General features: G+C 43.6%; 12 protein-coding genes. 4 read left to right on the forward strand and 8 right to left on the reverse strand.

All coding sequences use genetic code 11. The features are described 5' to 3' along the window. Positions 1–258: 258 nt before the first annotated feature. From F0228_RS06130 to F0228_RS06160, 7 genes are all read right to left on the reverse strand, one after another. The gene (locus F0228_RS06130; RefSeq protein WP_171762011.1) at positions 259–5,100 is read right to left on the reverse strand and encodes an NAD-glutamate dehydrogenase; all 4,842 of its coding nucleotides are present in this window, start codon (positions 5,098–5,100) and stop codon (positions 259–261) included. Between the two features lie 228 nt (positions 5,101–5,328). Then, a complete protein-coding gene (locus tag F0228_RS06135) occupies positions 5,329–5,547 on the reverse strand; it encodes a DUF2835 domain-containing protein (RefSeq protein ID WP_081090361.1) in 219 nt (72 codons plus the stop codon). Between the two features lie 206 nt (positions 5,548–5,753). Beyond that, entirely contained in the window at positions 5,754–8,360 is a 2,607-nt protein-coding gene (gene pepN / locus F0228_RS06140; RefSeq protein WP_171762012.1) for an aminopeptidase N, read from the reverse strand. A 218-nt stretch (positions 8,361–8,578) separates the two neighbouring features. Continuing rightward, positions 8,579–9,262, reverse strand: coding sequence for a hypothetical protein (locus tag F0228_RS06145; RefSeq protein ID WP_061033448.1), 684 nt, complete (start codon positions 9,260–9,262; stop codon positions 8,579–8,581). A gap of 260 nt (positions 9,263–9,522) precedes the next feature. Next, complete coding sequence (gene prc, locus F0228_RS06150; RefSeq protein ID WP_171762013.1) at positions 9,523–11,517, reverse strand: carboxy terminal-processing peptidase; 1,995 nt, start codon at positions 11,515–11,517, stop codon at positions 9,523–9,525. A gap of 17 nt (positions 11,518–11,534) precedes the next feature. After that, the gene (gene proQ / locus F0228_RS06155; protein ID WP_004742319.1) at positions 11,535–12,158 is read right to left on the reverse strand and encodes an RNA chaperone ProQ; all 624 of its coding nucleotides are present in this window, start codon (positions 12,156–12,158) and stop codon (positions 11,535–11,537) included. A gap of 97 nt (positions 12,159–12,255) precedes the next feature. Continuing rightward, positions 12,256–12,729 (reverse strand): GAF domain-containing protein, encoded by a 474-nt coding sequence (locus F0228_RS06160; protein ID WP_008224656.1) that lies wholly within the window; start codon positions 12,727–12,729, stop codon positions 12,256–12,258. Between the two features lie 89 nt (positions 12,730–12,818). Here F0228_RS06160 and F0228_RS06165 point away from each other — a divergent pair, with 89 nt between their 5' ends. The 4 genes from F0228_RS06165 to rsmF all read left to right on the forward strand — a co-directional run bounded on the left by F0228_RS06165 (position 12,819) and on the right by rsmF (position 20,178). Then, on the forward strand, positions 12,819–14,615 hold the full coding sequence (locus tag F0228_RS06165) for an ABC transporter ATP-binding protein (RefSeq protein WP_171762014.1): 1,797 nt from the start codon (positions 12,819–12,821) through the stop codon (positions 14,613–14,615). 66 nt (positions 14,616–14,681) lie between these two features. Then, complete coding sequence (locus tag F0228_RS06170; RefSeq protein WP_239939777.1) at positions 14,682–15,953, forward strand: paraquat-inducible protein A; 1,272 nt, start codon at positions 14,682–14,684, stop codon at positions 15,951–15,953. Then, entirely contained in the window at positions 15,940–18,597 is a 2,658-nt protein-coding gene (locus F0228_RS06175; RefSeq protein WP_061033452.1) for an MlaD family protein, read from the forward strand. Before F0228_RS06170 ends, F0228_RS06175 begins: the two co-directional genes overlap by 14 nt. Positions 18,598–18,756: 159 nt before the next feature. Further along, positions 18,757–20,178, forward strand: a complete 1,422-nt coding sequence (gene rsmF / locus F0228_RS06180) for a 16S rRNA (cytosine(1407)-C(5))-methyltransferase RsmF (RefSeq protein ID WP_171762015.1) — start codon at positions 18,757–18,759, stop codon at positions 20,176–20,178. Between the two features lie 311 nt (positions 20,179–20,489). Here the strand turns inward: rsmF and F0228_RS06185 are convergent, their stop codons facing one another. Then, positions 20,490–21,398, reverse strand: a complete 909-nt coding sequence (locus F0228_RS06185) for a S1-like domain-containing RNA-binding protein (RefSeq protein WP_008223483.1) — start codon at positions 21,396–21,398, stop codon at positions 20,490–20,492. Between the last annotated feature and the right edge of the window lie 24 nt (positions 21,399–21,422).

The raw sequence follows: 21,422 nt of genomic DNA on the forward strand, positions 1-21,422 counted from the left end.
TACTTATTTACCCAACTATTCAATCTATTACTGTCTGTAAGGGTAAGATAATCGAGTTTGCTAACGAATGAGCTTCTTTATTAAGCAAACGTTACCGTTATCTAGGCAGTTAGCACTCTTTAATTCACTATCCAGTGAATCGGTTTGAGACATTACGAATTTACGGCTACTCACTTTCCAGGGTAAGCAATCATAACCCGAAACGAAAAAGGCAGACCAAATGGCCTGCCCTGAAATCGTTTTACTTGAGTCTAATCGTTAGTCTTTCGACATGCAGTTTAGATTCAGTAGCATCAATTCGCGCAACGCAACTGAGAACTTAGCAAACTCGTGAACAGAACCCACTTTGAATTCGTTCAGGATACTTTCCCAACGATGTAGAGAAACAGAATTGCTTTCCATCCAATCGTCGAGCGCTTTGATCACATCAAGATCCGAACCACAACCGCAGTTAAGTACTTGACCTGTTAATTGACGTTGCTGCCAATCCAGATCTTCTCTGAATGCAGCGCGTGCCAATGCTTGCCAGTTGTTGTCGACGGCTTGGCCATTGATCTGCTTCAAGAACCAGTGCAGAGACAGGCGGTCGCCAAGGTTGAAGTAAAGCTTAGATGCTTGCTGTACTGTTTTACCCGTTTCACGGGCCACTGTGGATATATCCAGTGCTGAATACAAGCTAGACAGACGAGCTACTGAATTCGCCAATTCTGCTGTAACGCCTTGGTCAATCCATACTTGCGCCATTGCTTGATGCTCTTCTACTTCTGAAGCAACCAGATTTTCATCCAGTTTCTCAGTAATAGCTACTACATCGCCTTGGTAAAGTTCAACCAGTGCTTTCACAGATTGTTTGCCAGTACGGTTTCTTAGTAACCAGCGTGTTAAACGGCGTAGTGTACGACGTACATGGTACAGCAACTCATATTGAGCTTCTGAGCTAGAGATATTGTCCAGTTCACGGATGCTCTTAAGCACTTGACCCAAACCATAGATTTCACGTGATGCCGCGTAAGCATTCGCAATATCGACAATGTTTGCGCCCGTCTCTTCTTGTAGACGAGTGATGAAGTTACAGCCCATTTCGTTAACCATTTGGTTAGCAAGAGCCGTCGCAATGATCTCTGCACGCAGTGGATGGTTATCCATGTGTTGAGAATAGTTACGGCGTAACTCTGTTGGGAAGTATTGCATCAATTGTTGCGCATGGAACTCATCATTCGCAATATCATCACTCACAAGATCTTCTTTTAGAACCATCTTACCGTAAGCAATCAATACTGATAGCTCAGGTCGCGTCAGGCCTTGACCTTGCTTCTCACGCTCTAGCAGAGTTTCATCATCTGGGATGTATTCCAAACCACGATCCAGATACCCTGCTTTCTCCATAGTATGAATGAAGCGGATTTGCTCTTTAACTAAACTCACGCCTTGGTGTTCAGTTACCGAAATAGATTCAGCTTGGCAGTACGCGTCATCAAGAACGATTTCACCAACTTCATCTTCCATTGACTCAAGCACTTGGTTACGTTGCTTAACAGTGAGATCACCATTAGACACCAAACCGTTCAAGAAGATCTTAATGTTTACTTCGTTATCTGAACAGTCAACACCACCCACGTTATCAACGAAGTCTGTGTTCACTCGGCCGCCGGTAAGCGCATATTCAATACGACCCAATTGAGTCATACCCAAGTTACCGCCTTCACCAACAACTTTTGCTTTCAAATCGCCGCCATTGATACGCAACACGTCATTAGCACGGTCGCCAACATCAGTGTGAGTTTCACTAGAAGACTTAACGTAAGTACCGATGCCACCATTCCAAAGTAGATCAACTTCCATAGACAAGATCGCTTTGATCAGATCATTTGGCGCCATTGATGCTTTCTTGGTACCCAGCATTTTCTGAATTTCAGGTGTTAGAGAGATAGACTTCGCTCGACGAGAGAAGATGCCACCCCCCTGAGAAATCAGTTCTTTGTTATAATCTTCCCAGCTTGAGCGAGGTAGATTGAACAAACGATCACGCTCTACCCAGCTTGATGCTGAATCTGGATTCGGATCAATGAAGATGTGCATGTGGTTAAATGCAGCTTGTAGGCGGATGTGCTTAGATAGCAGCATACCGTTACCAAATACGTCACCTGCCATATCACCAACACCGATCGCAGTGAAGTCTGTAGTCTGACAGTTAATGCCCATTTCACGGAAGTGACGCTTAACCGATTCCCAACCACCTTTTGCTGTGATACCCATCGCTTTGTGGTCGTAACCGTTAGAGCCACCCGAAGCGAACGCATCACCTAACCAGAAGTTGTACTCTTCAGATACTGAGTTCGCTAAGTCAGAGAACGTTGCTGTACCTTTATCAGCTGCAACAACCAAGTACGGGTCATCTTCATCATGACGAACCACGTTCTTAGGTGGGATAACCTCACCTTCAATGATGTTGTCTGAAACGTCTAGTAGTGCACGGATGAAGCGCTTGTAACAGCGTTGACCTTCAGCAAAGATTTCATCACGGCCAGACATAGTGTGCTGACGTTTACAAACGAAACCACCTTTTGCACCAACAGGTACAATTACCGTGTTCTTAACTTGTTGTGCTTTAACTAGGCCCAGAATCTCAGTACGGAAGTCCTCTTGACGGTCTGACCAACGTAAACCACCACGTGCTACTTTACCGCCACGTAGATGAACACCTTCAATATCTGGTGCGTAAACGAAAATCTCAAACGCAGGAACCGGCGCAGGGATATCTGGAATCTCGCTTGGTCTCATTTTCAGAGCCAACCAAGGCTTAGACTGCTTGTTTTCGTCTACTTGGTAGTAGTTAGTACGAAGCGTTGCAGTGATCATTTCCATGTAGCGACGAATGATACGATCATCATCCAAGCTCTCTACATGATCCAACTGTTCAGTGATCTTCTTAATAAGATCTTGTTGGCCTTTCGCGCTGCCCTTCAATTTCGGGTCAAAACGCTTGCCAAACAAGCTCACTAGCCCTTTTGCTAACTCTGGGTAATGAGACAATGTGTCTTCGATATATTGTTGGCTGAATGGGAAACCTACTTGACGCATGTAACGAGCATAAGCACGTAAGATTGAGATTTCACGGCCAGAAAGACCAGCGCCAAGTACTAAGCGGTTGAAACCATCGCTGTCTAACTCACCCGCCCAAATTGCAGCAAAGGCTTGTTGGAAAAGATCGCGCGCTTCACGAAGATCAATTGTTTGGTCGCTCTTATGAAGCATTGAGAAATCTAAGATCCAATAGGTTGTACCGTTGGTCTTACGCACTTCGTATGGCGACTCACCGATTACGCGTAGGCCAAAGTTTTCAAGCATTGGCATCACATCAGAAAGGTGAATTGGCTCTGCACTGTGGTAGAACAGCTTTAAGCGCACTGCTTTCGAGTCTGCAGCTTCTTCTTGTGGACGGTAGAAAAGCATACCAAGTTTGTTGTCTTCACTCAGTGCTTCTAAACGTTCGATGTCTGCAACGGCAGAACCTGGCATCATGTCTTCTTTGTACGAACGTGGGAATGCACGCATGTACTCTTTCGACAATGGAAGCCCTTTACTCTCACCAAAGTTTGCAATGATTGATTCAGATAGACGGTCATCCCACGTAGACGATACTTCCATTAAATTTTGCTCAATTGTTTTCACGTCCACATCCATGTTGTTGTTATCAACACGAACAATATAGTGCGTTCTTGCCAGAGGGCTCTCAGAGAAGTACGTTGTAAATTCTACTTCTTCTTCACACCCAAAGTACTGCTTCAAGATGCGCTGTGTTTGGCGACGAAGTTCAGTGTTGTAACGATCTTTTGTTACGTAAACCATACAGCTAAAGAAACGGCCAAACGGGTCTTTGCGAACGAACAGACGCAGAAGATCACGATCTTGCATCTGTACGACACCCGTACCCACTTCAAGCAGTTCTTCTTCTCGAGCTTGAAGCAGTTCATCACGTGGGTAGTTTTCAAGAATGTTGTGCAGAGCTTTGTAAGAGTATGAACCCTCACGATAACCACTCGCGTTTAAGATACGCTCTACTTTCTCACGAACTAGAGGAATCGTTTCAACGGTTTGGTTATAAACAGCAGAAGTGTAAAGACCAGTGAAACGGTGCTCACCAATTACCTTGCCGTTCTTATCGAATTTCTTAATGCCGATGTAGTCATTGTAAGCTGGGCGGTGAATGCGTGAAGCCGTGTTGCCCTTTGTTACGATAAGTACATACGGTTTTTTTGCTTCTAAACGCGCCGAGTCAGAAAACTCAGACAACTTAACGTTACGTACACGATCTGAATTCGCAAACAAACCAAGACCTTGCTCCTTGGTCGGTTGCAGCTCAGTATCGCCGTTAACTGAAACTAGGTCATATTCCTTATAACCCATAAAGGTAAAGTTGTGTTCACCTAACCAACGAAGAAACGCCAACGTCTCATCAAAACGTTGACCATCTACTGGAATGCTTTCTTTTTGCTGTTCAACTTGGTCAGTGACTTCTTTCAGCTTTTCAACCATCGTTAACCAGTCGTTAACCACTAGGCTAGTGTCAGTGAAAATGTCTAGAAGCTCTGTCTTAAGTGCCGTCATTTCTGCTTTGCTACTTAGACGGTCAACCTCGATGTGGAACAAAGATTGGAAAACACCTTCACCACTGCTCACACCCACTACACTTCCCGAATCAGAGCGAGAGATTTGCGTTGGGTTATGCAGCATAAGGTGAGAAGAAAGGTCTAGGCGAGTCAGTGCCATTTTTACAGAATCAACAAGGAAAGGACTGTCCGGTACCACTATCTCAACGATAGTGTGAGTGGACTGCCAACCTTGACGACTTACCGTCGGGTTGAAAACGCGTACTGAGATTTCGTCAGCTTTCTTTTCGTTGATGTGGTGCCATAAACTAACTACAGCACCATATAAATCGGATTCATTTCTCTGAGTCAGGTCGTCATGAGAAACGTTACTAAACAAGTGTTGAGCAAGTTGAGTTACGAGAGGTCGATGAGCAAGGTCAAGTTTGTCTTGAATCAGCTTGTAAACTTTTTCAAGTAAAACTGGAACCACAGTTTCACGTGCGGTCATAGTCACACTCCACAATTAGAATTATATTTTATTATTAGGGGTATCACTTAATCTGGCGTTTGAATCGCGCTTTTGAACACTTTTCTACTAACGAGTTAAGCAAAGGTAATGCATTCATTTATTGTAAAAGCATTATTGAAAAATGGTTAATTGTTTTGGAGGTGGTAAGAGGTGAAATGTTTGATTATGTGATTAAGATTCCTTTTAACTCACTAGGCATGCCAAGCTTTACAGAGCTTCTAACTTAATAAACTTATTTTTTTGGTCAGTTGTCAGCCTAAATTGCCCTCTAACCCCTATTTGTGTAAGAAAAGGTCTGAACCGAGTTGCAGGTAACTGAATACGCAATCCTGTTGTTGTCATTACTTGTACTTTACTTGCCGCACCAGAATAACTGGCCAAAAACTGCTGATATGAGATGTTAAGTTGGAAAATATAGTGATTCATACGATACCTGTATAAATATACAGTGCCGGTATTTTTTGGCACTTAACGATGTCTGACAGTGAGACTGAGCTTGAAACTGTTCTAGCTTATCGAAAATTCGATGAGCCAGAAACAAAAAATCAGTGGCAGATATTCTCTACCACTGATGACTTTTCTTTGTAAGTAAACAGTTTATAAGTAAACCGTTAGCCTTGAGAACGCTTAACTTAAGCTTCTAGTGCTTTCGTTACTTTCTCAAATAAGTCTTTTGCTAAGTTATCCATGTTCTTCAATGTCTCAAGTTCTTGCTTGATAAGAGCTTGGCGATCATCATCATACTTACGGAATTTAAGCAGTGGATCAATCAGACGTGAAGCCACTTGCGGGTTACTGCTGTTTAGCTCACGTAAGATCTCGCCAGCAAATGCGTAGCCCTGACCTGATTTGTCATGGAACTGAACTGGGTTCATGTTTAAGAACGAACCGACCAAGTTACGAGTACGGTTTGGGTTCTTTAAGCTGAACGCTTGATGTGACATAGACTCTTTGATCACTTCAAGGGCATTTGAACTTGGGTTTGTACCTTGCAATGCAAACCACTTATCCATAACAAGACCATCGTGTTTCCACTTGTCACTGTAATCCGCCATCAAGGTTTCACGACATGCTAGTTGTGCACTGTTTGCCGCACCCATTGCTGCCATCGTATCTGTCATGTTATTCGCTTGTTGGTACATCGCAACAACCAAGTCATTACCCTGCTCAGTGTGAGCTAAGTAACTTAGGCAAACTTTACGTAGAGTACGCTTACCAATCGAATCGTGATCGATCGTGTATTCTGTTAGAGCGTGGCTGTGATAAACAGCCGCTAACTCGTCTTCAAGTTCTGCAGCTAGTGTTACTTTCATCGAGTTAAGGACCGATGCGACCGCATCAATATCAACACGCTCGTACCAACCCGATACTTCATTGTGGCTTGGCAGTGAAAGCATTTCTGCAATAAACGCAGGCTCTAGTGAATCGCTCAGCAGTACGCCACGGAATGCGTCAACAACAGAATCAGAAAGCTCAAACGCTTGACCCTGTTGAACCTTCTCCACGTTACTGCGGATGTACTTCGCTAATAGCATTTGACCCGCATCCCAACGAGAGAACTCATTGCGAGCATTCACCATCAAGAAGATCAGCTCTTCATCTGAATAGTCGTATTCCAATTTCACTGGCGCAGAAAATTCACGAAGTAATGATGGGATCGGTTGTTCCGCAACGTTTTCAAACACGAAAGTTTGTTCCGCTTCTTTCACGTCTAACACGTTATGAACTGGCTCACCGTTACATTGTAACTCAACAACATCACCCGACGCAGTGTACAACTCGATATCTAGAGGGATATGCAAAGCCTGCTTTTCAGCTTGTTCGTGAGTTGGCGCCGTTACTTGACGGGTTGTTAATGTGTACTGTTTCTTCTCTGCGTCGTAATGGCTTTCAACGGACAGCGTCGGCGTACCAGACTGGCTGTACCATAAACGGAACTGAGACAGATCAACACCCGATGCATCTTCCATTGCGGCAACAAAATCTTCACACGTTGCTGCCGTGCCATCGTGACGTTCGAAGTACAGTTTCATGCCTTTTTGGAAACCGTCTTCACCCAATAATGTGTGGATCATACGGATCACTTCACTGCCCTTTTCGTACACGGTCAATGTATAGAAGTTATTCATTTCTATCACTTTTTCAGGACGAATTGGGTGAGACATTGGGCTTGCATCTTCGGCAAATTGTGGACCTCGAATGATACGCACATTGTTGATACGGTTAACTGCGCGAGAACCAAGATCCGAAGAGAACTCTTGGTCGCGGAATACGGTTAAACCTTCTTTCAGACTCAATTGGAACCAATCACGACAAGTCACTCGGTTACCCGTCCAGTTATGGAAGTATTCGTGACCAATTACCGCTTCAATACCTAAGTAATCGGTATCCGTTGCTGTTTGGTCGTTCGCTAAAACAAACTTAGAGTTGAATACGTTGAGACCCTTGTTCTCCATCGCACCCATGTTAAAGAAATCAACCGCTACGATCATGTAGATATCAAGGTCGTACTCTAAGTTGAAACGCTCTTCATCCCACTTCATTGAATTAATCAAAGACACCATTGCATGGTTTGCACGGTCTAGGTTGCCTTTATCAACAAAGATTTCTAGGTCAACTTTGCGACCCGATTGCGTGGTGTATGCGTCACGAAGTACATCGAAGTCACCGGCTACGAGTGCAAACAAGTACGCTGGTTTTGGATGCGGGTCTTGCCATTTCACCCAATGACGACCATTTTCTGCCTCGCCTTCATCAACACGGTTACCGTTACTTAATAAGAACGGGTTCTCTGCTTTGTCGGCGATAACTGTTGTTGTGAATTTCGCCAACACATCTGGACGGTCCATGTAGTAAGTAATACGACGGAAACCTTCGGCTTCACACTGAGTACAGAAAGCGCCACCTGACTTGTATAAACCTTCTAGTGCACTGTTACCTTCTGGGTTCACTTCAGTAACGATGGTTAACGTAAATTCCTTCGGAAGATCAGTTAACGTTAGTTGAGTTTCAGACTGCTCGTATTGCGTCCACTCATTGCCTTCAACCAACACAGAAACCAACTTCAAGCCTTCACCATCCAGTACTAATGTTGAGCTGTCTTTTTCTTGCTTAACACTAGACACCGCAGTAATGATGGATGCTGAATCGTATAAATCGAAAGTAAGATCGATTTCAGAAATAGTGTGAGATGGTGATTGATAATCTTTACGATACTTGGCTTGAGGTGTATGTGCCATGACGAGTTCCTTTTGATCGTTATACGTAATAATTTTTTAACTGTATATATCTAAAGGTTGATCGCCAATAAAACAAGGGGAATATTAAAAAAAGGAGGCATTGTAGGAAAATGCCTCCATGTTTTGCTATTTTATCAATCAAACTAGACAGGAACGACTAATAAATGAACTGTGCACAATATTATCAACGAGTACCACTTTACGTCTAAAACTCACGATTATCGGATGCGATTCAGCACCGCAAACATATCTCCCTCTTCACCTTGTAGCGTTAACACATCGCTGTTCAGTGTATATCGAGTGCCGTGTTCACCGTTTTCATAAAGTAACACTAGTTGGTCGCCTTCGGTGTAATACACCCCGCGACGAATAACTTCGCCACCTTCTTCATCAGACACGCGGAACATGAAGATAAAGTCAGGCTGCAAAACCAAATCCATTTTTTGGATGTTACTCGCTCTTAAATCGCTACCCGATAGCTCAGCGCTAGACCAAATACCCGCCAGTGCATTGGGTAATGCTTTAGTAAACATCACACCATTAAGATTCAGCATGTTGTGATTACTGCTGTAAGAATAGACTTGAGGCTCAGAAGTGTTCAGACCCAGAATAATTGTGTCTTCATTGGCATTATATAAACCTTCCCAATGGTCGACACTATAGTCTTTTTTCTGGATATCGATAGTAAACGAATAATTTGAATCGAGAGTCAGCTTTATTGCTCTAAAGTTTTCAGTGCCTTGCTCCGGATCTGGATTCATTAAATACCAGTCACCAAGCAACAAAGGAAGGTCAAAATGGGATAAGTTACTATCACTTTTTGATTGCTGACCGTTAGGAGTAACTTCACTCCCAAAAGCAGCAAAACTTAAACAAGATAAAAATAGTAGAATCCATTTCATAAGCGCCCCCTCGTTTTTCTTTAAGCTTAGGCACGTAATGAATAGAAAGCGAAAAAATATGATCCAAGTCACTAAATTTTAAATGCGAAGTAACTTAAATGTCATTATTTACCAAACAGAAATCTAGAAAACTCACAGGGCATTCGCTTACTAACTAGCAATAAAAACCAAAAGAAACATATAGATAGAGATACATCAGACCGAACAGATACAAAAAAAGCGAGCCTAAGCTCGCTTTTTAATTTCAACAGGCGGTAAGCCTATTTCTTTATCATATCTAGCATGATTGCAACCGACTCATCAAGATAAGCGTCAGGGGCTTCATAGTCGTTCGGAACATCGTCCAACGTTTTGAAAGGCTCTAACTTAGCGACTTTTTGACGTTGATTAATACGTTCTAAACGAAGTGCTTCCGCATCATCACTCTCTTGCTGGCGAACCTTTTCATTCAGAGAAAGTTCGTTGTCGTCTTTATCCGCCTTATACTTTTCAATATCTTGCGCAATAAAGCCGAATTCCATGTCTGTCGCGATACGAGCTTGGTGTTTAGCCGTTAACGCCGCGATTTCCTCATCGTTACGCTGTAACACAGAGTACTTCGCTTTGTCGATGCTATCCCAAGGTAGTGCATTATCTTCAACACTTTCACCTGTATCTGCTGGATCAATCGGCGTTGGGTATGCAATATCAGGAACTACCCCTTTGTTTTGCGTACTACCACCATTGATACGGTAGAATTTTTGGATTGTGTATTGAACATAGCCTAACTCTTTATCGAACAAATCATAGATATGATTCAAAGAACGATGCTGTTGTACCGTTCCTTTACCGAAAGAGTTCTCACCCAGGATTATCGCACGACCATAGTCTTGCATTGCAGCGGCAAAGATCTCAGATGCTGATGCACTGTAACGATTCACCAATACCGTTAACGGACCTTGGTAGCTGATCTTACCATCGGTGTCACTGTTCACTTTGACACGACCATAGCTATCACGAACTTGGACAACAGGTCCCTCTTTGATAAATAGACCAGAGAGTTCCGTTGCTTCGGTAAGTGCACCACCACCGTTATTACGAAGATCGACAATGATACCCTCGACACCTTGCTCTTTGAGCTCAGCGATCAGTTTGTCGGTATCTTTAGAAAGGCCAACGTAGAAACTTGGCACTTCTAGTACACCAATCTTCTTACCATCTTTCTCGATAACTTCTGATTTAACAGCACGGTCTTCTAGACGAATCTTATCACGAACAATTGTGACAACGTGACTTTTTGCATCTTTACCATCAGGTAAGATCTGCAGCTTCACTTTAGTCCCTTTCGGGCCTTTAATAAGTTGTACTACATCGTCTAAGCGCCAGCCAATAACATCAACAATCTCTTCTCCATCTTGACCAACGCCGACAATACGATCGCCATCGCTCAATTGTTTACTGTTTGACGCAGGGCCACCAGCAACTAAAGAACGGATAACGGTGTAGTCGTCTGTCATTTGAAGCACAGCACCAATCCCTTCTAGAGAAAGATTCATCTCAGATTGGAATTGCTCTGCATTTCTTGGAGAAAGGTAGCTAGTGTGAGGATCGACCTCTCGTGCAAATGCGTTCATGTAGATCTGGAAAGCATCTTCATTATGCGATTGCGTAATACGCTTCATCGCATTGTTGTAACGCTTTTCCAAAACTTCTTGAATCTCTGGCCACTCTTTACCAGTTAGTTTTAGATTCAACGCATCGTATTTAACGCGTTTTCTCCAAAGCTCATTCACTTGAGCGATATCTTTCGGCCACGCTGCTTCACTACGATTAAGTTCGATAGTTTCATCGGTATCAAACTTGATTTCAGTATCGAGCAAAGACAATGCATACTGGAAACGTTCAAAACGCTTCTGCATAGACAAATTGTAAACATCGAAAGCAATCTGGTTATTGCCTGCTTTTAACTGGTCATCGATTTGCTTCGATGCCGCAGAGAAAGAGTCAATATCAGCTTGGGTGAAGATATTACGATTGTAATCCAGCATCTCTAAGTAACGATTAAAGATAGCTTGAGAGAAATCGTCGTTGAGATTGAAGTGTTTATAGTGGGAACGAGTAAATCGAGAAGTAACACGTTTACTAGCAGTTTCGTGTTGGACCTCAGGAGCGAGTAGAGGTAAATCGTCCTGATCTAATTTGGCTTCAAGAGCCTGAGCTGAAGCTGCTAGCAAAAAGCTAGCAGCAATCAGTGTCAATTTTGAACGGCATTTCATGCGTAGGAGTATCTCCTTTAAGCGCGCAAGTGCTCCGCTTTAACAACCATTTGTAGGCCGTTTGCTAACTGAACACGTACATCTTCCTTATTGATTTCAACAATGGTCGCAGCCATGTTTCCTTTACCCATGTTCACATTTACTTCTTTGCCAGCGATGAATTCGTCAGCGTTCAAAGCGCGTGTTTCTACAGGCTTTTCTACTTTTGGTGCTTTAGGCGCTTGGCGACGAGGCTGTGGAGCTTTCTTCGCCTTAGGTTTCGCTTTGCCTTCTTCGCGAGCTTTTTGTGCTTGCTCTTTACGACGAGCCTGAACTTTAGCTTTGCTTTCTGCAAGTGTAGCTTTAGCGTGCTCAACGTGCTCTTCTTCTAGTGTGCCACACGCGTTGCCGTCTAGGTCAACACGCTCTGCACCAGCTTTTACGCCGTGCAGGTAACGCCATGATGATGTGTACTGTCTTAACGCTGCACGAAGCTGAGTCTTACTTACTTTTTCGTCTTCATTTAGACGTTCAGCAAGATCTTGAAAAATACCAATTTTAAGTGGCTTCGCTTCACCTTCTAAAGTAAAGCATTTAGGGAAACATTCAGCAATATATGCGATAACTTCTTTGCTGTTTTTTAACTTTTCAGTGTTTTCCATGTGGGTTCCTGGTTTTTGCGGTTTTCCGCGAGCATTAAGAAAATATTTTTACGTATTATAGAGAGATGCTTGGGAAAAACCACAGTAAGAGAATAATTTATGCCTTGTTCGCGTGCGAATTAAGCAGCTTTTCCACTTCAGCCATGAAAAACGTCAGTCCTTCCTCGTCAATTTCGCTAAATCGACCAACATTTGGACTATCGATATCCAGTACGCCTGCTATTTTTCCATCAATCGTAAACGGAATCACAATTTCTGAGTTACTTGCCGCGTCACAAGCAATGTGACCTTCGAACTCATGCACGTCGTATATACGTTGAACGGTGTTTGTCGAAACCGCAGTTCCGCATACACCACGACCGACAGGAATACGTACACATGCAGGCTTACCCTGAAATGGACCAAGAACCAATTCATCGCCCTTCATTAAGTAAAAGCCTGCCCAGTTAAGATCGTCAAGTTCCATCGACAGTAATGCACTGATATTTGACAAATTTGCGATCATATCGGTTTCTGATTCGATTAATGCAACGGCTTGTTTGGTTAAGCGATGGTAATGTTCTATTTTCATATTAACTTCCAATTAAATTGAGACTTCCATTATTAAGAGAACACAGTAGAATGCGACCACCCACCTAAATAGGACTTATTCTCATTAAAATGACCAATTCAGATGACACTATTAGCCGTTCTTGGCTGATAACTCAAGTAAAAAAACACAAGTCCAAACTGGTGTTTGCCAACATCATCGCCATACTCGCGACATTAATTAGCGTCCCTATACCACTACTTATGCCACTGATGGTCGATGAGGTACTTCTCGATAAGCCAGCATCTGGGCTTGAGATGATGAACCATCTATTGTCAACCTCAATGCAAACTCCTACCGGCTATATTGCATTAACCCTATTACTTGTCATTTTGATGCGTACCGTCAGCCAAGGGCTTAACATCCTTCAAGGACGTCAGTTCACTCTAGTCTCTAAAACCATCACTTATAAGATGCGCAGCAAAATGATCGACAAACTCGGTCGCATCAGCATCAAACAATACGAGACAAAAGGCAGTGGCGGCATTAATGCTCACTTAATCACAGACATAGAGACCATCGATAAGTTTATTGGTTCAACACTGTCTAAATTCATTATCAGCTTCTTAACTGTGTTCGGCACCGCTATCGTTTTGTTGTGGCTTGAGTGGCGCTTAGGGCTGTTCATTTTACTGGTCAATCCTGTTGTCATTTACTTCTCACGTAAACTAGGCAGTAAAGTTAAGCACCTGAAGAAACACGAGAACCAATCATTTGAACGTTTTCAAAACCGATTAGTAGAAACACTAGATGGCATCTATCAACTGCGTGCAGCTAACAAAGAACGTATCTTCCTGGATGAACTCAAAGTTCAAGCGAATCAAGTAAGAATCGATGCTGACAAATACGCATGGCAATCAGAAGCTGCCGGGCGCGTTTCATTTCTACTTTTCTTATTAGGCTTTGAGCTGTTCCGAGCGGTCGCGATGCTGATGGTTCTGTTCAGTGACTTAACCATTGGTCAAATCTTTGCGGTATTCGGCTACTTATGGTTTATGTTAGGACCTGTTCAAGAGCTACTCGGCATTCAATTCTCGTGGTATAGCGCTAAGGCAGCACTGCAGCGTATTAACGATCTCCTACAACTGGAAGAAGAGAGACGCCCGGTTAGTAAGGTAAATCCATTCCATGATGATAAGGAAGTGACAGTCGACATTGAAAACGTTACATTCTCTTACACATTAGAAAACACTGTTTTAAATAACCTTTCGCTACACATACCTGCTGGTAAAAAGGTGGCTTTGGTGGGCGCAAGCGGGGGTGGTAAATCCACACTAATCCAGTTACTGATTGGGGTTTATCAAGCTGACTCTGGGTGTATACGTTATAACGGTGAAACCACCGACGACATCAGCTTTGATATTATACGCAATCAAATTGCTGTTGTTTTACAACAACCTATACTCTTCAACGATACATTAAGGCATAATCTGACACTTGGTGCTGACTACGATGAGATGTCGTTGTGGCGTGCGCTTGAAGTCTCTCAAATGCAAGACGTAATCAAGCAGCTAAGTAACGGTTTAGATACTCAAATTGGTAGGAATGGCGTTCGCCTTTCAGGTGGTCAACGACAACGCCTAGCCATCGCCCGCATGGTGCTGAGTAATCCTAAGTTTGTTATTCTTGATGAAGCGACATCAGCACTAGATACGGCAACAGAGTCCGCTTTACACAAAGCATTGAGCGAGTTTTTGAAAGATCGCACAACTTTGATCGTGGCTCATCGATTATCAGCGGTGAAACAAGCCGATTTAATCTATGTTTTAGAAGATGGGCAAGTCACACAGACGGGAACACATGGTGAACTGGTTGAACAACAAGGACTTTATCAAACACTCTATGGCAGTGTGCAGTCGCACGCCTGATGTTTATTGTTCTACTTACGTACACCACACTTCTAAACTGACGCACAATTCTATTTGGGAGGTCGCATGACCTCCCCATCCGTACCCCAAGACTTATCAACCGAACATCAATGCGACAGCAGCTCTGTGCGACTATGCCAAGGCTGCGAACTGCCCGTTGATAAAATGGATATCCCGTTAGGTAAGTCGGCCTATTGCCCAAGGTGCGGCACTCAACTTTACCGCGGCGGCACCCCTAGCCTATCTGGAAACCTAGCAATTGCAATTACCTGCTTATTGCTGTTTATCCCATCGCACTTTTTTGAATTCATCAGTATTCGCCTGATTGGCGTCATGATACCCGCGACGTTACCATCCGGCGTCTTTACCTTAATGGGTGAAGGTTTTCCACTACTTGGATTGCTTATCCTGTTCTGCAGTTCCATTGCCCCTTTATTGGTATGTGGCTCTGTGCTCATTAGCCATTTTTCACTTCGTTTCGCACTTTTTACGCCGTTCCGCTACTCGCTGGCAATCATTCAAACCTTAAAACACTGGATGATGCTGGATGTATTCTTAGTCAGCGTTGCTATCTCGTGCTTTAAGCTACAAGACTATTCAGACATCTTTGTTGGCCCCGGCTTAATTGGCCTTATCTTGTTGCAGCTGTTTAGCGTTTTACTGGTGAGCCGAATTAGTGTTCGACGTTACTGGGAAGCATGGGCAAAAGAGTCGGAATACAGCTTTACCGAAAGCAAGAACGTGCACTGCCATAACTGCCATCTTTCTCAGCCCGAAGGTCACGCTTGCGTTCGTTGTCATCATGCTCTGTATCACCGCAAGCCTTACTCGATACAAAAAACATGGGCACTACTGTTTGCCGCCGCCGTTGCGATTGTGCCAGCCAACGTGATTCCTATATCTATTCTTATTACAAACGGGCAAAGGCTGGAAGATACGATCATCTCCGGTGTTGCCTCTCTTATCAATAGTGACATGTACGGCATCGCTGCCATCATTTTTATTGCGAGTATTGTCGTTCCCGTTGCCAAAATCCTTGGGCTTGCTTACATACTGATTTGCATTCAAATGAAGCGAGCTCTCTACCACAGACAACGAATGACCATCTATTTTATCGTGAAGTGGGTGGGAAAATGGTCCGTTATGGATCTGTTCGTTATTTCGATCATGATGACACTGGTCGACCGTGGACAAATTTTAAACTTCACACCAGGTTATGGTGCAGTCGCTTTCGGCGTTGTTGTGGTTCTCACAATGCTGGCAGCGGAAAGCTTAGATCCTAGGCTAATTTGGGATAACTATACCTCTAAAGATGAGTCAGTGAATGAACGACAATAACCAATCACAAACATCATATTCACCGGAAGTCAGAAAAAACAAAGGCATTTCCCCTTTGTGGATTCTCCCGATCCTCACCGTCGCGCTTGCGGGCTGGCTAGTAATGAAGTCAGTCCATGATGCAGGCCAACGTGTACAGATCTACTTCTCAGATGCGGCAGGCTTAGTCGCAGGACGCACCACAATTCGCTACCAAGGCTTAGAAGTGGGTATGGTTCGCGATATTACCCTCTCGAAAGACTTATCTAATATCTATGTTGATGCTGATATTTATCCGGAAGCGAAAAAGCTGCTGTCTAAAGGCACTCGATTTTGGTTAGTGAAGCCGACCGCAAGCTTATCTGGTATTTCTGGGCTAGATGCGCTTGTATCTGGTAACTACATTGCAATTCACCCAAGTGAGACCAAACAAGAGCCAGAAACTGTTTTCCAAGCTTTAGAGTCTGCACCTTCTGACTTGTTAGCTGCCGATGGCTTGAACATATCACTGACAACAAAAGATTTGGGTGGCGTCTCTGTTGGCTCTCAGATTGTTTATCGTAAGATCCCAATCGGTGAGGTCTACAACTACCAGCTTAACGAAAGCGGCAAGTCAGTCACGATTCAAGCGGCTATTAAAGATGAATACAGCCATATCATTACCGACCAAAGCCGTTTCTGGAATGTTAGTGGCTTAGGGGCAAGCATTGGGTTTTCAGGCGTTGATGTTCGTTTAGAGAGCCTAAGCGCTCTATTAGGTGGTTCTATCGCCGTAGACTCACCTGGAGATGGTCAGCCAGTTGAGATGAACACCAAATTCAAACTCTACCCAGATCTAAAAACTGCTGGTCGTGGTATTTCTATTAAGATTGCTGTTCCTGATGACAATAAGATCAGTGCAACTGGCGCTCCAATCATGTACCGCGGCATCGAAATCGGTCAAATTACCGACTTATCACTCAGCGAAGGCCGAGAAAACGTTGTTGCTTCAGCAGCTATCCAGCCTGCTTTCAGCGACTTCCTAAACAGTGGTAGTAAGTTCATTCTTGAGGAAGCCGAACTATCACTGACGGGTATGAAGAATATCGCGAACTTAGTAACAGGCAACTTCTTAACGCTAGTCCCTGGTGAGGGTGAAAAAGCGCGCCGCTTTACCGCGATTCGCAAAACGGAATACAGCCAAGAACAGGAAAAATCAGTAGCGATTCGCTTAACCTCCAATAACTCTTTCGGTTTAGATGTTGGTACGCAGCTACTTTACAAAGGCATTGCAGTCGGCTCTATCATCAAAGTCGGTTTAGTTGATGGCGTTGGCACAGGAAGCGATAAGCATGAAGTGTTCATGGATGCGTTGATCGATAATGAATACGCGCATCTCATAAAAAGCAAAAACCGCTTCTTCGTAACAGGTAGCGCGAGTGCAGAATTAACTGAGTCTGGTTTAAGCGTTACCGTTCCGCCTGCAAAACAACTACTGACTGGCTCAATTAGCTTTGTAAGTGAAGGTAAGGCTCAAGCAAGACCAAGTTACCAACTGTTCCAAAGCAAATCACTGGCAGAAATCGCCAAGTTCAACCAATCGGGTTCGAAGACACTGTCACTGTTTGCCAGCGAATTACCGTCAATTTCAAAAGGCAGCCCACTACTCTACCGCAATCTTCAGGTCGGTGGCATCAGTGACTTCCAGCTTGCCGACGGTGGTGTGAGAATCCAGGTCACCATTGAAAACCGTTACACACACCTAATCAACAAACACACGGTTTTCTGGAACCGTTCAGGTGTTGAGGTTGACGCGTCTTTGTCTGGTATCAGCATCAAAGCGGCTCCGGTTAAAACTCTGATTCAAGGCGGTATCGCGTTTGATTCACTGCCAGGTATCGACAACAAACTGGGTGATGTTTGGAAACTCTATACTGATTCTAAATCTGCTCGTAAATTTGGTCGTGCTATCACGATTACTTCTTCGGGCGATCAAGAGATTAGCAAAGGTACACCAATTAAATATCAAGGCGTCAATGTCGGTGAAGTGACTTTAGTCGTTCCGAATTTCACTAAAGGTGGCATTGAAATTACGGCTCGTATCCTGCCTGAGTATGTCGATAAGATAGCTGTTGCTGGTAGCCATTTTTGGCTAGCTGAACCGGAGATTGGTTTGAATGGGATTAAGAATGTCTCTTCTCTGATTTCTAAGCACATTAAAGTTGAACCGGGTAAAGGAAGCAAAACCACAGCATTCAAGCTAAGTAATGGTCCGGTTCAACCTGAAGGCAAGATTTTCACGCTGCAAAGTGAGAGTCGCGGTTCAGTATCAGAAGGTACGCCGATTCTATTCCGCGAACTAGAAATCGGCACAGTCATTGACGTTCAACTTGGTGAGTTTGCAGATCGTATTATCTCTACCATTCAAATCAAACCAGAGTTCGCTTACTTAATTCGTGCCAACAGTGTGTTCTGGAATGTATCGGGTGTGGATGTGTCTATCGGCTTGTCTGGTGCAAACATCAAGGCAGGTACTGTCGATAGCTTAATCAGAGGTGGTATTACTTTCTCAACACCACCCACTAATGAACTTCAGCCTTTGGCACAAGAAGACCAGTCATTCTACTTGTACCCTAAAGCCGAAGACGAGTGGAAGTCGTGGAGAACCGCTATCCCTCGCCCATAAACGCGCGTTATAGCATCGGTTCTCTGAGCGAATAGCCGACAATTAACATCCAAATGCAGCCTTTGAGCTGCATTTTTATTGTTTAAAGCAAATTTGGTTTAGGACAATCTCATTTTGCTTTAAACTGCCCGCATTAACGCTATAAATCGAGATACCCTTTTGCACGCTAACGTATATATCCCAGAAGAATTCCTTACTCATATTGAAAGCATTATGCCTAGCCATTTAGACATGGCTTCGTTTGTCGCTTCTTGTCAAAAGCCACTTCGTAAAAGTATTCGAGTGAACACTCTCAAAATCAGTGTTGAAGACTTTCTGGTACGCGCGAAAGATAAAGGTTGGGAACTGGAACCAGTACCTTGGTGTGAAACGGGTTTTTGGATCAATGCCGATGAAACTGAAGCGCCACTAGGTAATACTGCCGAGCACATGTCTGGCTTGTTCTACATCCAAGAAGCCAGCTCAATGATGCCACCGTCAGCTCTTTTCCAAGGTGAAGAGAACTATCAAGCAGTTCTAGATACCGCTGCGGCTCCAGGTTCTAAAACCACTCAAATAGCAGCGCTGATGAACAACCGTGGTGTGTTGGTTGCCAATGAATACGCAGCAAGCCGAGTTAAAGTGCTTCACGCCAACATTGAACGCTGCGGCGTAAGAAACGCAGCACTCAGTAACTTTGATGGTCGCGTGTTTGGTGGATGGTTACCTGAACAATTCGACGCTGTATTACTAGATGCGCCCTGCTCTGGTGAAGGCACGATTCGTAAAGATGCCGACGCAATGAAGAACTGGACGTATCAATCGGTTGTTGAAATTGCTGACACGCAAAAAGACCTCATTGAAAGTGCATTCCACGCTCTCAAACCTAATGGTGTATTGGTCTACTCGACGTGCACGTTAAGCACAGAAGAAAACCAACAAGTGTGTCATCACTTAAAAGAGACCTTTGGTGATGCGGTTGAGTTTGAATCTCTAGAATCTCTATTCGATAACGCGAAAGCGACCACAACAGAAGAAGGCTTCCTACACATATTCCCTCAGGTTTATGACTCTGAAGGTTTCTTCGTTGCTCGCATCCGAAAATTAGCATCAGTGACACCACCAAAAGTGAAGAAGCGTTTAGGCAAGTTTCCATTCGAGAAGGCTTCGAAGAAAGTACAACAAGAAGTTGCAGAACAGCTTTCAAGTGCGTTAGATATTGAGTTACCAAGCGATACTCAAGTATGGACACGTGACAAAGATGTATGGCTATTCCCTGAAGCGTTAGAGCCGATGATTGGTGAGTTTCGTTTCTCTCGCATGGGCATCAAGATCGCAGAAACCCATAAAAAGGGCTACCGCTGGCAACACCAAGTGGCGACAACCCTCGCGACAGGCAACGAAGCTAACATTGTTGAGCTCACTATCGACGATGCTCGCGAATGGTTCATGGGTAGAGATGTTCGCCCAGAAGGCTTATCCGGCAAAGGTGAAGTGCTGGTCAAATACAATGGCGTAGTCATTGGCCTTGGTAAGTGGGTTGGCAATCGAGTCAAAAACGGTCTACCACGAGAATTAGTGCGTGATAAGAACCTGTTCTAACCAACATTCCGGTTCTATCGCAAATTAGACAAACGAATGAACAAAAAGCCCAAACAACGCACGTTGCTTGGGCTTTTTCTATTGAACTTGAGTCATGCTATCTATATAGAAAGGTCTTTCGAACCAATACTTAATAACAAAACAATCAATTCAAGTCGCTATTTTAACGGTCAAAAATCGCATATTAGGAAAATTAAACTAAACTTCATCTAGTAAACAAAGAATTGAAACGATTAGCGTAGGCTCTTCGGAGCCCTTTCCCCTAAGCCCAAACAGGAAAGTTTGGGCTTTTTTTTAACCGAGAGCTCGTCTTATTTAGCTAAGCTAATGCCTTCTTTATCGATAGAGATCTTGCCAGCTTTGTACAAACCACCGATGGTCTTTTTGAATGTACCTTTACTGGTTCTGAAAGCAGAGAAAATAGCTTCAGGTGAAGACTTATCATTCAAAGGCAAAAAGCCGCCTTTCTTCTCAAGCAAGTCTAAGATCTTAATGCTTAAGTCATCCATCTTAGCTACGCCAACTTTCTGAAGGGAAAGGTCAATCTTACCGTCTTCTTCACGAATGTTTTTAATGTAGCCTTTCAGCGTCTTACCGATAAATAATTTACCGATGATGTCTGATGGGAAAATCATGCCCCAATGTTCGCCATTAACTATCGCTTTGTAGCCTAACTGACTACGTTCAGCGATGATTAAGTCAACTTGCTGGTTGCGTTTGTAATTCGCAGGAGTGTTGTCTAACCACTTGTTAAACTTAGTTGTACCTACAATGCGGCTAGATGCTTTATCAATGTACACATATACTAAGATTGACTGGCCTTCGTTTAATCGACCACGTTGTTCGCTGAAAGGAACCAATAGGTCTTTGCCTTTCACGCCCCAGTTCATGAATGCACCGGTGCTGTTTACACCTTCAACAGTCATCAAGCCAAACTGGCCAACTTGTGCGATAGGTTTTTCAGTCGTTGCAGCGATCTGGTTGTCAGAATCAATGTATAAGAACACATCTAACTTTTGACCAATTTCAACACCTTCAGGAGTAAATCGTTTCGGCAGCAACACCGTTCCATAGTCGCTAGCGTCAAGGAATACACCGAAATCTGCTTGTTTTACTACTTCTAAGTTGTTTATTTGACCAATATTAATCATCAAGATTGTCTCTACTTTAAATTTGGCGGAGATTATACGTGATCTCTGATATGCTTTCGCTAGTTTCATTCATATTTTTACATTCTAGGAGCC

Source organism: Vibrio sp. 99K-1 (assembly GCF_013114585.1).
GTDB lineage: Bacteria > Pseudomonadota > Gammaproteobacteria > Enterobacterales > Vibrionaceae > Vibrio > Vibrio chagasii_B.